This window comes from Endozoicomonas numazuensis (assembly GCF_000722635.1).
In the GTDB taxonomy this organism is placed as follows: domain Bacteria; phylum Pseudomonadota; class Gammaproteobacteria; order Pseudomonadales; family Endozoicomonadaceae; genus Endozoicomonas_A; species Endozoicomonas_A numazuensis.
The window spans coordinates 126943-141121 of record NZ_JOKH01000010.1 but is presented as its reverse complement, the minus strand read 5'-3'; the positions used below and the strand labels follow the sequence as shown (position 1 = coordinate 141121).

Here is a 14179-nt window from a genome sequence, read left to right as displayed (position 1 = left end):
GAACACTAATCGGCCTTAATTGTTTTGCACAACAGGGGATGCTGGAATTCTCTGGAGTACTCGTTGATTTGCCGGGCTTTTGTTTCAGCCACATCCTTGCTGAAAACTCCACATACAGCTTTGCCTTGCGTATGAACCATCAGCATGACCTGTGTTGCCTGATCAGTACCCATGCTGAAAAATTTCTCCAGGACCTCAACTACAAAATCCATCGGTGTAAAATCATCATTTAAGAGCAGTACCTGATACATAGCGGGCGGTTTGACTCTGGCTTTAGCTGGTGCCAGGGCGACATCATGATCGCCTTCCTGCTCTGTCCCTTCATTTTCTAAGCTTAGACGAAGCCACTCAAAATTACTCATGTATTGATGAACTGCTATCTGCTGCATTGCACTCGCTTCCAGGTGAATTTACAGCTGAATTAACCAGGCTCTGGACTGCCCATAATCAGGTGTCGACTGACGTACAACCGTCAAAAGCACAACGCCCTGAATACCATTCTAAACACGCACGGACCAAAGAAAAACAATTTACGTCACTCACCCGAAGAAAAGCAGATCATTTCATAAATTTATTCGACAACAAGCTTGAAAAAACAAGTCAAAAAAACAGAAATATGAAAAATAAATATCTGAACTGCTGCTTCAGAGCACTTCTAATACGTTAATCTTTTACCCTTAACATCACATTACCACGTGATTCGCTCTGACAACATTACCTGTATTCAAACTTGAAAAATGAACAATCTGCCATCCAGAACTTTTGAGGCAGCAAGTAAAACACTTACCTGCTGTTAAAAATAAAAATGGCCACAGGCAGAAGCCTGCAGCCACTTAATAGACAAGCATTCAATGATCTGCGATTAAATCAGACCATCAATTGCCTTATTAAAGGTAACACTTGGACGCATAGCTTCAGCCGCTTTTACCGGAGTTGGCTCATAGTAGCCACCCAGCTCAACAGCATCGCCCTGACAATCAGTCAGCTCGGAAACAATCTGACTTTCTTTTTCAACCAGCTCTTTTGCCAGGCCTGCAAATTTGCTGCTGAGTTCCTTATCTGCATCCTGAGCAGTTACGGCTTCCGCCCAGAACTGAGCCAGGTAGAAATGACTACCACGGTTATCCAGCTCTTTAACCCTGCGGGATGGAGACTTGTTGGCATCCAGATATTTACCAATAGCGGCGTTCAACGTGTCAGCCAGAATCTGGGCCTTGGCATTTTCGGTTTTAACCGCAATATCTTCCAGAGACACCGCTATTGCCAGAAACTCACCCAAAGAATCCCAACGCAGATGATTTTCCTTAACAAACTGCTGCACGTGTTTGGGAGCAGAACCACCAGCACCGGTTTCAAACAAACCGCCACCCGCCAACAAAGGTACGATGGAGAGCATCTTGGCACTGGTACCCAGCTCCAAAATAGGGAACAGGTCAGTCAGGTAATCACGCAGAACGTTACCGGTTACGGAGATAGCGTCTTTACCGGCTTTGATCGTTTCCATGCTAAGACGGCAAGCATCTACTGGAGACAGGATACGAATATCGAGACCATCAGTGTCATGGAATTTCAGGTACTCATTAACCTTGGCAATCAGGTTAGCGTCATGAGCACGGTTTTCATCTAGCCAGAAGAGAGTCAGAGCGCCTGTTGCACGAGCACGGTTTACAGCCAGTTTGACCCAATCGCGAATGGGCGCATCTTTGGTCTGGCACATTCTCCAGATATCACCTTCTTCAACATTGTGTTCAAACACAGTGCTGCCAGACTCTTCAACTACACGGATTACACCGTCAGCAGGAGCCTTGAAGGTCTTGTCATGAGAACCGTATTCTTCAGCTTTCTGAGCCATCAGACCTACATTGGATACATTACCCATTGTGGTCACATCGAATGCACCGTTTTCTTTACAGAAATCGATTACTTCCTGATAAACACCGGCGTAGCAACGATCCGGAATCATGGCCTTGGTATCATGCAACTTGCCATCAGGTCCCCACATCTGACCAGATGAACGCAGAGCTGCAGGCATGGAAGCATCAATAATAATGTCGTTAGGTACGTGCAGGTTGGTGATACCTTTATCGGAATCCACCATTGCCAGCTCAGGGCGGGAGTCGTAAACAGCCTGGATGTCAGCCTTTATTTCTTCCTGCAGTTCTACCGGGAGACCGGAAATCTTAGCGTAGACATCACCCAAACCGTTGTCAGGATCCACACCCAGCTCAGCAAATACAGAAGCGTGCTTCGCAAATACTTCCTTAAAGAAAACCGTTACGGCATGACCAAACATGATGGGGTCAGAAACCTTCATCATCGTGGCCTTCAAGTGCAGTGAGAGCAGGACATTCTGCTCTTTGGCTTCCTGAGCAGAAGCTTCAATAAATGATCTCAGAGCCTTCACATTCATGACAGCACTGTCGATCACTTCTCCAGCCAGCAGGCTGGTGTTTTGCTTCAAAACTGAAACAGCTCCATCTTTACCAACAAACTCGATTCTTACATCAGTAGCTTCTGGCATACCTGCGGACTGTTCACTGGAGTAGAAGTCACCATTCTGCATATGTGCAACATGAGACTTGGAATCAGCGCTCCAGGCTCCCATGGAATGAGGATTCTTCCTGGCATACTCTTTAACTGGAGCCGCAACACGTCGATCAGAGTTGCCTTCACGAAGAACCGGGTTAACAGCGCTGCCCAGTATCTTGGCATAACGTGCTTTGACCGCCTCTTCTTCTGCATTCTTAGGTTCTACAGGAAAGTCAGGGATGTCATAACCATGCGCCTGCAGTTCCTTGATAGCATCCGTCAGCTGTGGGATAGAAGCACTGATATTAGGCAACTTGATAATGTTGGCCTCAGGCGTCTTGGCCAGCTCACCCAGCTCAGACAGGGCATCACTCTGTTTCTGATCTGCAGAAAGCTTTTCAGGAAAATTGGCAATAATACGACCTGCCAGTGATATATCCTTGGTTTCAACAGCTACATCAGCCGCCTGGGTAAAAGCCTTGACGATTGGGAGCAATGAATAGGTGGCTAAGGCGGGAGCTTCGTCGGTAATTGTATAAATAATTCTGGTTGTATCTGTTGTCATGTTATCTCCAAAAAACAACTGGCTGTGGTGCCTCTGCGGAGGGGTTTTAAGTGGAGCTTGACGACCACTATAATTCGCTCAAGGCTATTTATCACGTTATAAGCACAGCCCCATAACGCTTTTGGCATTTTTTGCATATAAAAAGCGGTCTATAAGATATACCAATGAGCGTAAGGAATAAATGTAGTTTTGCTACATAATCCTCTATTTGTACTTCGTAGTCTTACCTGATAAAGACTATATAGAAGTCATATCGCCAGACAGGTACAATGTCCGGCTTCCTGATTCAGCTATACAGTTACCATGACAGACTCTTCTGCAAGTTTTTCTGACAAAAGTCCTCAAGATACCCGCGTAATCGTTGGTATGTCCGGCGGTGTAGACTCCTCGGTATCAGCCCTTTTGCTCAAGGAGCAAGGGTACCAGGTGGAAGGTCTATTTATGAAAAACTGGGAAGAAGACGACGGCACTGAGTACTGCACTGCCATGACCGACCTGGAAGATGCCCAGGCGGTCTGTGACAAAATTGGAATAAAACTACATAAAGCCAATTTTGCCGCTGAATACTGGGACAATGTATTTGAACACTTTCTGCAGGAATATAAAGCCGGGCGCACACCCAACCCTGACATTCTCTGCAACAAGGAAATCAAGTTCAAAGCCTTTCTGGATTACGCCCAGACACTGGATGCTGACTATATCGCCATGGGCCATTACGCCCGCAGGGATAGCGTTAATGATCAGGCCTGCCTTAAAAAGGGACTTGATCCAAATAAAGATCAAAGCTACTTCCTGCATCAGGTCGGTAAAGAACAACTGGTCAGAACCCTGTTCCCTGTTGGCGAAATTGAAAAGCCTGAAGTACGCCGCATTGCAGAAGAACACGGCCTGATCACACATAATAAAAAGGACAGTACAGGCATCTGTTTTATTGGTGAACGTCGCTTCCGTGACTTCCTGAAACAGTATCTGCCAGCCCAGCCAGGCGCCATTGTGACTGATCAGGGCGAAGTGATTGGTGAGCATTCAGGCTTGATGTACCACACCATCGGTCAAAGACAAGGCCTTGGCATTGGTGGACTGAAAGGAGCTTCAGAATCTCCATGGTATGTTGTTGAAAAAGACCTCAAGAACAATCAGCTCATTGTTGCTCAGGGCAATAATCATCCCATGCTGTTTTCAGAAGCACTCACTGCCTCTGAAATTTTCTGGATATCTGGCTCAGCGCCCGAACTGCCAGCCCAGCTGACCGCCAAGATCCGCTATCGTCAGCAGGATCAGGCCTGCCGCCTTGAGCAAACAACTGATGGGCGTTTTCTTGTCATTTTCAACGAACCCCAGAGAGCAGTCACACCGGGACAATCTGTCGTTTTCTACCATAACGATATCTGTCTGGGTGGTGGCGTGATTGAAACCAGACATCACTCCCTGAGCAAAATAGAAAATAATTAAGCCATCAATGACTCATTGAGGCTGAACCACCCCTTTCGCATCCGGGACCCAGCAACCTCCCGGATAGAGAAAAGCACAAATGCCTATAGCGAGAAAAAGAGGTAGAGAAACTCAGGTGCAATACACAGCAAAGGATCAGGCAGCAGCCCTGTCAGCAATTTTTCAGGCTGCTGGCTTGGTAGAACGCCTGGCTAAAAGCGGGCAAATCAGCGAAGACCAATTGGAACCACTGATTAGCAGCCTCTTTGTGACCTCCCCCGACAATGTCGAGGATGTCTATAACGGCTACCACAATTTGTTCACTGGCAGAAAAATTCTAAAGGACGTCCTTCAACGTCAGGCCGATACCATCCAGGCCGACACCGTTCGCTATGCCCTAACCCTGATCCATCTTGAACGAAAACTGTCCCGCAATCGTAAAATGCTGTCTGAAATTTCTCAGCGCCTGGAGCGTACCAAAGAACAAGCCAACCATTTCAGCATGCTTCACGAGAATGTCATTGCCAGCCTTGCCAGTATCTATCTAGATACCGTCAGTACGTTCAAGACAAGAGTACAAGTCTCTGGCGACCTCAGGCACCTGCAAAACCCGGGTAACGCCGATAAGATTCGTGCCATCCTGTTTGCAGGCATTCGTGCAGCCATTCTCTGGCGACAGACAGGCGGCAGTCGATGGCAGCTGCTACTCAGCCGAAAAAAACTATTGAATGGCTTAAGCCAGTTATAGACCGATTCATCCACCCTGCATCCTGACCGGTTTTCCGGTATGATGCGCCCTTTCTACGAGCATAAGGCATGTTAAACATGGAGCTGTCTGCACTGACTGCTGTTTCCCCTGTCGACGGTCGCTATGGGGACAAAACCCAGAGCCTGAGAAGCATTTTCAGTGAGTATGGCCTGATCCGCTTTCGGGTAACCGTTGAAATCAAATGGTTACAGGCACTGGCCAGCCACCCTGAAATCAAAGAAGTTCCCACCCTCTCAGACGCGGCTAACGCTTTGCTTGACCAACTGGTTTCCGGTTTTTCTCTGGAAGATGCCCAGCGAGTCAAGGAGATAGAACGCACCACCAACCACGATGTAAAAGCGGTTGAATACCTGATCAAGGAAAAGGTGCAAGATAACAGCGAGCTGGCAGCCATCAGTGAATTTGTTCACTTCGCCTGCACCTCTGAAGACATTAACAATCTCTCCCATGGTCTGATGCTAAAGACCGGCATGGAAGAAGCAGTACTGCCTCCCATGCAGAACATCATCAAAGAGATTGAGGCCCTGTCTCATCAGCATGCAGATCAGCCCATGTTGTCCAGAACTCACGGCCAAACCGCCTCACCCACGACACTGGGTAAGGAAATGGCTAACGTTGCATATCGTCTGCGTCGACAGATTGAGCAGATCAAAAAAGTAACGCCTCTAGGCAAAATCAATGGCGCCGTAGGTAACTATAACGCTCACATTTCCGCTTACCCTGAAGTGGACTGGCAACAACAGGCGGAAAAGTTTGTCACCAGCCTGGGCCTTGACTGGAATCCGTACACAACCCAAATTGAGCCACACGATTACATTGCTGAACTGTTTGATGCCATTTGCCGTTTCAATACCATTCTGATCGACTTCGACCGTGATATCTGGGGTTATATCTCACTGGGATACTTCAAGCAGAAAACAGTTGCAGGGGAAGTAGGCTCTTCTACGATGCCTCATAAAGTTAACCCAATCGACTTTGAGAACTCCGAAGGTAACCTTGGCATTGCCAATGCAGTGATGCAGCATCTCGCCATGAAGCTACCTGTATCCCGCTGGCAGCGAGATCTAACCGACTCTACCGTTCTGCGCAATCTGGGTGCAGGACTGGGCTATAGCCTGATTGCTTATGCTTCAACCCTGAAAGGCATCAGCAAGTTGCAAGCTAATGCTGACTGCCTGAATTCAGATCTGGATAATGCCTGGGAAGTTCTGGCAGAACCCATCCAAACTGTGATGCGTCGCTATGGCATTGAGCAGCCCTATGAAAAACTGAAAGCACTGACTCGTGGTCAGGATGGCATCACTCAAGCCACGCTGGAAACCTTCATTGACAATTTGGACATGCCAGCCGACGTCAAAACGGAACTAAAGAAGCTGACACCGGCCAACTATGTAGGTAATGCTGCCACTCAGGCCAAAGCGATCTAGTAGAACAATAAGAAAAACCAAAAAAAAGCCCTCAATTTGAGGGCTTTTTTGCAAAGCTCTATCCTTGTATACGTGCTTTAAATTCCCGCCTTCTTTCATGCAATACAGGCTCGGTATAACCACTGGGCTGCTGACAGCCCTTCAAAACCAGATCACACGCCGCCTTAAAAGCAATACTGCTATCAAAATCTGCAGTCATAGAACGATAAGCCGGATCACCTGCATTTTGTTCATCAACAACTTTTGCCATACGTTTCATGGCATCCATAACTTGATCTTGAGAACAGATACCATGTCTCAACCAATTTGCCATATGCTGACTGGAGATTCGTAACGTCGCACGATCTTCCATCAGACCCACATAATGTATATCAGGCACTTTGGAACAACCTATACCCTGCTCTACCCAACGCACGACATACCCTAGAATACTCTGAGCATTATTATCCAACTCCTGCTGAACAGTCTCTTTAGCCAGCGAAGAGACATCTTGCAGCCCTGCATTCTCAAGAAGGGGAATACTCAAAAGATCATCCAGACTGGCTCTCTGACGCTCAGCTACAGACTCCTGAACTTCGGTTACGCTTACGGAATGATAATGAGTAGTGTGCAACGTTGCAGCATTCGGCGAAGGCACCCACGCTGTATTTGCTCCGGACTGTGGATGACCGATTTTAGTCGCCAGCATCTTGGCCATTTCATCCGGCATCGCCCACATACCTTTACCAATCTGAGCACGACCGGCCAGACCACAATCAAGACCCACCTCAACATTCTGATCTTCATAGGCATGGATCCAGGCAGACTGCTTCATTTCACCTTTTGGAATCATTGGACCGGCTTCCATACTGGTGTGTATTTCGTCACCGGTACGATCAAGAAAGCCTGTATTAATAAAGACCACACGATCTCTGGCAGCTCGGATACAGGCTTTGAGGTTGACAGAAGTACGACGCTCCTCGTCCATTATGCCTACCTTCAAGGTATTTCGCTCAAGACCCAGAACATCTTCAATCCTGCCAAACAACTTATCGGTGAAAATCACCTCTTCCGGCCCATGCATTTTTGGCTTAACAATATAAACACTGCCGGTGCGGGAGTTTCTGAGACCTTCCTGCTTTTTCAGGTCGTGCATGGCGATCATGGAAGTAAACATACCATCCATAATACCTTCCGGAATTTCATTCCCCTCACGATCCAGAACTGCATCTGTTGTCATCAGGTGACCGACATTTCGAACAAACATAAGACTGCGGCCATGTAATGAAAACTCTCTACCTGCAGGAGATGTGTAACTGCGATCAGCCACCAGCTGACGGGTTAAGGTTTTATCACCCTTAGTGAAAGTTTCCTGCAAATCAGCTTTCATTAAACCGAGCCAATTTTGATAAACCAGCGCTTTATCTTCTGCATCTACAGCTGCCACGGAATCCTCACAATCCATAATGGTTGTCAGGGCAGCTTCTACAACCAGATCTTTCACCCCTGCCGAATCGGTCTTACCAATAGGTGACTTACGGTCAATTTGAATCTCAATATGCAGCCCATTATTTTTGATCAGGACAGCAGCAGGATCATTTTCATTGCCGGTATATCCCACAAACTTTTCAGATTGAGCCAGAGCAGTAACGCTACCGTCTTCCAGAGAGAGAGCCAGCTTCCCCTCTTTGACAGCATACCCTGTTACCTTGGAATGATTACCCTTCACCAGAGGAGCTGCCTGGTTGAGCAACGCCTTGCCAAATGCGATGACTTTTTGACCTCGAACAGGGTTATAGCCCTTACCACGCTCAGCTCCATCACTTTCCGAAATAGCATCGGTACCATACAGAGCATCGTAAAGGCTTCCCCAGCGGGCATTTGCTGCATTCAAAGCAAAGCGGGCATTCATTACCGGGACAACCAGCTGCGGCCCAGCCTGGGATGCGATCTCAGTATCAACATTCTCTGTCGTGATCTGAAAGTCTTCCCCTTCAGGCTGCAGGTAACCAATCTCAAACAGGAACTGTTTATAGGCAGAAGGATCACGGGGCTGTTGCTTATGCTCTTTATGCCACTGATCAATTCGACCTTGCAGAGCTTCTCGCCTCTCCAGCAAAGCTCTGTTCTCAACAACGCACTCATCCAGAACACGCTCAAAGCCTGACCAGAAAGCTTCTGGAGTCACTCCAATGCCCTCAATAGCTTCAACTAACAGATTATGGATAGGGGCTGCAATCTGCAAACCTCCGATCTGGATACGATCAGCCATGTGCCTTCCTTCTATACGCTGTTATTCTTGGAACAAACCACCAGTCTTCGAAAGGATGAAAAGGCGGTTCAAGACTGACACTATTCTCTTTGAACCGGAAATGGATGACCAATTCAACTCACTTATATACGACATTCTCTGAATAAATAACAAACATTCACAGAATTTATGCATAAAAAAAGCCGCACAATGGCGGCTTTCTAGAACTCTGTATCTCAATCGTCCGGATGAGATTCCTGCTTCTGCTCAGCAATAAGCATGTAGTAGCTTTCAGACATGTTCTCAATACATTCTTCAGCTACTTCGTACAAAGTATGTTCTGTGTTCAGTTGTGTTAACCAGTTCATTTTTATTCTACCTTCCGGTGGATCTTGTATGGGTATGACCAAGACTGCTAAACATCGACAAACAGGCAGAGCACCAGGCTATGCGTTATCGCTCAAGTACAACCAGAGATTAACATTTGTGAACACTATTTTCTACACCCTTTCACAACCATTTTCACACAAGATAACACCCATTATCATACAGGCACAGCTAACCGAATGGACAACTAAACAGACGCCTCTGCTTTTATTACCTGCCTGAGCCAGTTATGCCCTGCATCATGATGCAGCAGTGGGCTCCAGGCCATACGTAACTGGATAGGCTTAATTTCAAAAGGAGGCGGTAATACCACCAACTGTTCTCGATGCTGATGCTGTTCAGCCAGCCGGCTGGGAAGTGTTGCTATCAAATCATTCTGTGAGGACAGTAGCATGGCTACCTGATAGTGCCGGGTCAACACCCTTATCTCTCGCTTACAACCGAGAGCAGACAGCGCTTCATCAACCCAACCCAACTGCTGAACATCTTTCGGGTCAATACCTACCCCCACTCCCATACCTGTTTTACTGGCCCATATATGTTGAGCTGACAGGTAGTTCTCCAATGTGAAGTTTTCAATAATAGGATTATCCCGACTCAGAACACAGGAAAAAGAGTCTTCCCAGATTAATGATTGATGAAAGGACTGAGGCATATTCCTGAAACGGTTGATCGCCATATCAACACGACCGTGTTCAACATCATGAAAAGTCACATCACTAGGGGTAAGGATATCCAGTGTGATACCTGGCGCTTCAGCCCTTAATCGTTTCAACACCAGAGGAATCAAGGTCGACTCTGAGTAGTCACTGGCCATAACGCGAAACACCCGGGAACTCTCTCCCGGATTAAAGGCATCTCTGGGCAGGACTGCCTGTTCGAGCAGCTTCAGAGCATCAGCAATCTGAGGTTTCAGGGCCAATGCTCTTTCAGTAGGGGACATACCTTCACTGGTCCTCACCAGCAGAGGATCATTAAACAAACTCCTGAGCCTTTTCAATCCGTTACTCATGGCAGGCTGGGTAATACCCAACTGCTCAGCAGCTTTTGTAACGCTTCTTTCTCGCAGAAGCACGTCCAGATAAACCAGCAGGTTCAGATCAACACGAGCCAAGTTCATATTTTTATTCACGTCCTGAAGCGGGTCGCTAGAAACCCAAGAATAGAGATAAGCAGAACCCAAATCAAACAGGTGTTTGATTATTTCACACTTCAGTCAAAGAGAATGAGATTCATCTTCGAAATAACCATCATAAAGATAATAAATTATCAGGCTTGTTATCTTTTGTTATAGATTGAAACTGCCTTGACAAACAACCGTTTGAATTTCAGGAGAGGCGATACAATGTCTACTTATAATCGCGCTGAAGAAATTGCCCGCATTGAACAGGACTGGTCAGAAAATCCTCGTTGGGCCAATGTAAAACGCACCTACAAAGCTGAGGATGTCGTTCGTCTGCGCGGTTCCATCAAGGTAGAAAATACCTTTGCACAGATGGGAGCAGACAAGCTCTGGGCATTACTCTACGAAAATCAGTCTCGCAAGGGGTACGTAAACAGCCTTGGCGCACTCACAGGTGGCCAGGCTCTGCAACAAGTAAAAGCCGGACTGGAAGCGGTGTACCTGTCAGGCTGGCAAGTAGCCGCTGACAATAACTCAGCCAGCTCTATGTATCCGGACCAATCACTTTACCCGGTAGACTCTGTTCCAGCATTAATAGAAAGAATGAACAATAGCTTCATGAGAGCCGACCAGATTCAATGGAAAAACGGTATGGGTCCCGGCGATGAAGGTTACACAGACATGTTTGCCCCTATTATCGCCGACGGTGAAGATGGCTTTGGTGGTGTTCGTAACACTTATGAACTGATGAAAAGCATGATCGAAGCTGGCGCTGCAGGCATTCATTTTGAAGATCAGCTGGCTTCTGTCAAAAAGTGCGGCCACATGGGCGGTAAAGTTCTTGTACCTACCCAGGAAGCTGTCGACAAATTGATTTCTGCTCGACTGGCGGCCGACGTGGCAGGGGTCCCCACATTATTGATGGCAAGAACAGATGCCAGTACTGCCGATTTAATTACCTCGGATATTGATGACTACGACAGACCCTTTATGACCGGAGAGAGAACCAAAGAAGGTTTCTACCGTACCCGCAAAGGTATTGAGCAGGCTATTGCAAGAGGTATGGCTTATGCACCTTTTGCCGACCTGCTCTGGTACGAATCAGCAACACCAGACCTGGATGAGGCCAGAACCTTTGCCCAGGCTATTCGCTCCGAACACCCAGACCAGTTACTGGCGTACAACTGCTCTTCATCCTTTAACTGGAAAAAGAACATGGACGACAAAACCATCGCCCGATTCCAGGATGAACTGAGTGATATGGGCTACAAATTCCAGTTCATCACGCTGGCAGGCATTCATAGCATGTGGCACAACATGTTCGATCTGGCCTATCACTACAGCCAGGGACAAGGCATGAAACATTACGCAGAAATGGTTCAGCAACCCGAACAGGCTGCGTATGAACGAGGTTATACCTTTGTATGCCCCCAGAAAGAGGTAGGCACAGGGTACTTTGACCACATCACACACGTAATTCAGAAAAACCGATAACCCCCTCTTATCGGTTGGCACCTGACAGTGGGAAATTTTGTAGTTTTCCCACTTTTTTAAACCTTGAAACAGCTCTTATCAATTTGTGAAATCGAGAGCTGTTTCATGCCCCACACCCACTTCCCCCACCAAATTGGCTCGTTCCTACGCTCCCGCGTGGGAATGCATACGTGACTGCCAAGGCAGACATCAATTGCATCGTTCGAACCTCCAAGAGATAAGGGCTTCAGTACTTTCTACCCCGTCCCTGGAAAATTGGAAAGTGTTCACTAAAAAACGGGGTTTTTGAACCATGCCAAATTTTTTAAATTCAATTCGAAGTCGCAAGCAAACCGCTGTCAGCCACACAAAGTGCCGCCACCTGAGCAAATGTGGGATCCTCTCTCCTTTGATCATGAATGGCATCTTTGTCCGTCCAGTAGTCCAGGCAACGAGTAAGATAACTTACCGTCAACGGAATTCCCTTCTGATCGCTTGCCTGCCGACTGAACTTCTCGGCCAGGGCAGCCCTGTCGCCCTCAGACATCTCAACCCACTTAAACACGACCTGATTCTCAGGAGACTCCTCCCCTACACCCTCAAAACCCAAACGCCTGGATAAGCGACTTAGAAACGGATGATCACCCGGGTGCGTAGCAACACTAAAAGACGCACGCACATCATCCGCCTTTGATACTGTGTCATACTGCTTTGAGAGCAACACACTGGCCAAGATGAAGTTTCCACACGGAATTTCGTAAGAACCCGCTTCAGCACATTTCTCAGAATGTGCCGGCCGATAAGGCTCACCCTTCTTCTCCTGCGCAGCCAACACAACCTGACCCAGCACCAGAGAACCCAAAAAAAGTACCCACCGCAACTTCACAAAGACCTCTCCTCAATCGAATACAAATACATCCAGCACATGTTAGACCAACAACCAGTAACGGGGTTTAGGGTGAGTAGACCTGCCCAGTGACCCAAGCAGGCCCCTCCTCAGAACCGGACGTGCGGAACTACCGCATCCGGCTCCCGATAGACCAGTGTCTTCACACATATTCAGGCATGGTTCAAAAATAGCAGTTTCGGCCTTGGTTCCCATACTCCTGCGTGGGAACCCATACGTTATCTCAAGCTATAGTGACTAACTTTCAGGGGTGATCGGGATAGGGCGTAGCCTCACGGCTACGCTCCTCCCACAACACCACAGCATACGGGTCCGTACTGGGCGTTTCGGCCAGTTAAGCGACCAACAACCTGATCAAACCTTCTTCAGGTTATTGAGATGAGCGATGCGTGCCATCAGGCTTGCATCGCTTGTCGGGCTTTCGTAATCCTGTGATGCCGACACAACCTCAGCCCTCATAACGTCGCAGCCTCCGGTTCCGCCGTGACCACTTGGCATGAGTTCCAGTGTTTGCTGGATTTGTCTGCGTCCGGTGTATCGAATAACAGAAACTATTCACCACTCTGTACCGTTCAGGCCTTCACTGACATTCGCCAGCTACTATGCCGTCTGCTGACTTCTGTATGGCGATCAGGCCACCTTACGATAGCCTCAGTCCGAAATATCAGACACCACACAGACCTCCCGAGGTAAGTCACACCGCCTTCGCCGCACAACCGCCAGATCTACTGCCTGAGTGTCCGGATGAGTATGGACTTCGTCATCATACGCTGACTCGTCCTCACGCAGACAGCCTCATATCTGGTTTCTGTTCGTCGGCTCGCGGTTTTGCTCCACACTGCCTTCAGCCTGCATCTCACGATACAAACCTTGTGCTTCGCTAGTCCTTCGCCCTCATCTGGCTGGACAGGGGACTTTCACCCCCGAGCTGTGTGACATGCTCGGCACACATCGGGATAGGGCGTAGCCTCACGGCTACGCTCCTCCCACAACACCCAGCATACGGGTCCGTACTGGGCGTTTCGGCCAGTTAAGCGGCCAACAATCTGATTAAACCTAACTTATCAAACCAACTATTGGGTAGCGCCATGTGTAACGCAGGACTCCGGCTCACTCGCCAATGTCCTTTTCCTGAAGCTACCGTTTGCCTTGTCAGTTTGTCACTGATTCCCTGCTTTCGCAGTTCCTTGTACCGCTTTGGGCTTCTCTTCCATTGATACCAGAGCAGACTTCGCAACCGCCTTCTTATCCAACAGTCAAAGTGTTCAAACTCTGTGCGGGTTTCTACTTCTCGGAAGTAGTTCTTCCATCCCTGCAAGTACCTGTTGAGTCCTTCCA

General features: G+C 47.9%; 12 protein-coding genes. 4 read left to right on the top strand and 8 right to left on the bottom strand.

Annotated features, from left to right (window positions below; translation table 11 throughout):
• Window positions 1-5 precede the first annotated feature (5 nt).
• Window positions 6-389 (bottom strand): ATP-dependent Clp protease adapter ClpS, encoded by a 384-nt coding sequence (gene clpS / locus GZ78_RS25600; protein ID WP_236631695.1) that lies wholly within the window; start codon window positions 387-389, stop codon window positions 6-8.
• 473 nt (window positions 390-862) lie between these two features.
• Window positions 863-3094 carry an NADP-dependent isocitrate dehydrogenase gene (locus GZ78_RS25595; RefSeq protein ID WP_034842756.1) on the bottom strand — a complete coding sequence of 744 codons (2232 nt, stop codon included), beginning with the start codon at window positions 3092-3094 and terminating at the stop codon, window positions 863-865.
• A 303-nt stretch (window positions 3095-3397) separates the two neighbouring features.
• On the opposite strand from GZ78_RS25595, the gene mnmA reads away from it, so the two are divergent.
• The 3 genes from mnmA to purB all read left to right on the top strand — a co-directional run bounded on the left by mnmA (window position 3398) and on the right by purB (window position 6721).
• The gene (mnmA, locus tag GZ78_RS25590; protein ID WP_034842754.1) at window positions 3398-4546 is read left to right on the top strand and encodes a tRNA 2-thiouridine(34) synthase MnmA; all 1149 of its coding nucleotides are present in this window, start codon (window positions 3398-3400) and stop codon (window positions 4544-4546) included.
• A 79-nt stretch (window positions 4547-4625) separates the two neighbouring features.
• Complete coding sequence (gene hflD, locus GZ78_RS25585) at window positions 4626-5273, top strand: high frequency lysogenization protein HflD (RefSeq protein WP_051786554.1); 648 nt, start codon at window positions 4626-4628, stop codon at window positions 5271-5273.
• A 77-nt stretch (window positions 5274-5350) separates the two neighbouring features.
• Complete coding sequence (purB, locus tag GZ78_RS25580; RefSeq protein ID WP_034842750.1) at window positions 5351-6721, top strand: adenylosuccinate lyase; 1371 nt, start codon at window positions 5351-5353, stop codon at window positions 6719-6721.
• A 58-nt stretch (window positions 6722-6779) separates the two neighbouring features.
• Here the strand turns inward: purB and GZ78_RS25575 are convergent, their stop codons facing one another.
• From GZ78_RS25575 to GZ78_RS25570, 3 genes are all read right to left on the bottom strand, one after another.
• Window positions 6780-8972, bottom strand: coding sequence for a malate synthase G (locus GZ78_RS25575; RefSeq protein WP_034842747.1), 2193 nt, complete (start codon window positions 8970-8972; stop codon window positions 6780-6782).
• 215 nt (window positions 8973-9187) lie between these two features.
• Window positions 9188-9319: a hypothetical protein gene (locus GZ78_RS30750; RefSeq protein ID WP_269078793.1), complete on the bottom strand. Its 132-nt coding sequence runs from the start codon at window positions 9317-9319 to the stop codon at window positions 9188-9190.
• Window positions 9320-9525: 206 nt separating this feature from the next.
• Window positions 9526-10458, bottom strand: a complete 933-nt coding sequence (locus tag GZ78_RS25570) for a LysR family transcriptional regulator (RefSeq protein WP_034842745.1) — start codon at window positions 10456-10458, stop codon at window positions 9526-9528.
• Between the two features lie 225 nt (window positions 10459-10683).
• Between GZ78_RS25570 and aceA the strand changes: the two genes are divergently transcribed.
• Window positions 10684-11955, top strand: a complete 1272-nt coding sequence (gene aceA, locus GZ78_RS25565; RefSeq protein WP_051786553.1) for an isocitrate lyase — start codon at window positions 10684-10686, stop codon at window positions 11953-11955.
• Between the two features lie 310 nt (window positions 11956-12265).
• Here the strand turns inward: aceA and GZ78_RS25560 are convergent, their stop codons facing one another.
• The 3 genes from GZ78_RS25560 to GZ78_RS28575 all read right to left on the bottom strand — a co-directional run.
• A complete protein-coding gene (locus GZ78_RS25560) occupies window positions 12266-12820 on the bottom strand; it encodes a hypothetical protein (RefSeq protein ID WP_034842742.1) in 555 nt (184 codons plus the stop codon).
• Between the two features lie 375 nt (window positions 12821-13195).
• The gene (locus tag GZ78_RS29710; RefSeq protein WP_161787495.1) at window positions 13196-13339 is read right to left on the bottom strand and encodes a hypothetical protein; all 144 of its coding nucleotides are present in this window, start codon (window positions 13337-13339) and stop codon (window positions 13196-13198) included.
• 532 nt (window positions 13340-13871) lie between these two features.
• Window positions 13872-14179, bottom strand: a 308-nt coding sequence (locus tag GZ78_RS28575; protein WP_330217594.1) for a group II intron maturase-specific domain-containing protein, incomplete at its 5' end; no start/stop codon positions are given.

What these genes read in the sequence shown, in the direction of transcription:
- clpS (WP_236631695.1), bottom strand. Translation starts at nt 389, where the DNA reads ATGCAGCAGATAGCAGTTCATCAATACATGAGTAATTTTGAGTGGCTT.
- GZ78_RS25595 (WP_034842756.1), bottom strand. Translation starts at nt 3,094, where the DNA reads ATGACAACAGATACAACCAGAATTATTTATACAATTACCGACGAAGCT.
- mnmA (WP_034842754.1), top strand. Translation starts at nt 3,398, where the DNA reads ATGACAGACTCTTCTGCAAGTTTTTCTGACAAAAGTCCTCAAGATACC.
- hflD (WP_051786554.1), top strand. Translation starts at nt 4,626, where the DNA reads ATGCCTATAGCGAGAAAAAGAGGTAGAGAAACTCAGGTGCAATACACA.
- purB (WP_034842750.1), top strand. Translation starts at nt 5,351, where the DNA reads ATGGAGCTGTCTGCACTGACTGCTGTTTCCCCTGTCGACGGTCGCTAT.
- GZ78_RS25575 (WP_034842747.1), bottom strand. Translation starts at nt 8,972, where the DNA reads ATGGCTGATCGTATCCAGATCGGAGGTTTGCAGATTGCAGCCCCTATC.
- GZ78_RS30750 (WP_269078793.1), bottom strand. Translation starts at nt 9,319, where the DNA reads ATGAACTGGTTAACACAACTGAACACAGAACATACTTTGTACGAAGTA.
- GZ78_RS25570 (WP_034842745.1), bottom strand. Translation starts at nt 10,458, where the DNA reads ATGAACTTGGCTCGTGTTGATCTGAACCTGCTGGTTTATCTGGACGTG.
- aceA (WP_051786553.1), top strand. Translation starts at nt 10,684, where the DNA reads ATGTCTACTTATAATCGCGCTGAAGAAATTGCCCGCATTGAACAGGAC.
- GZ78_RS29710 (WP_161787495.1), bottom strand. Translation starts at nt 13,339, where the DNA reads ATGCCAAGTGGTCACGGCGGAACCGGAGGCTGCGACGTTATGAGGGCT.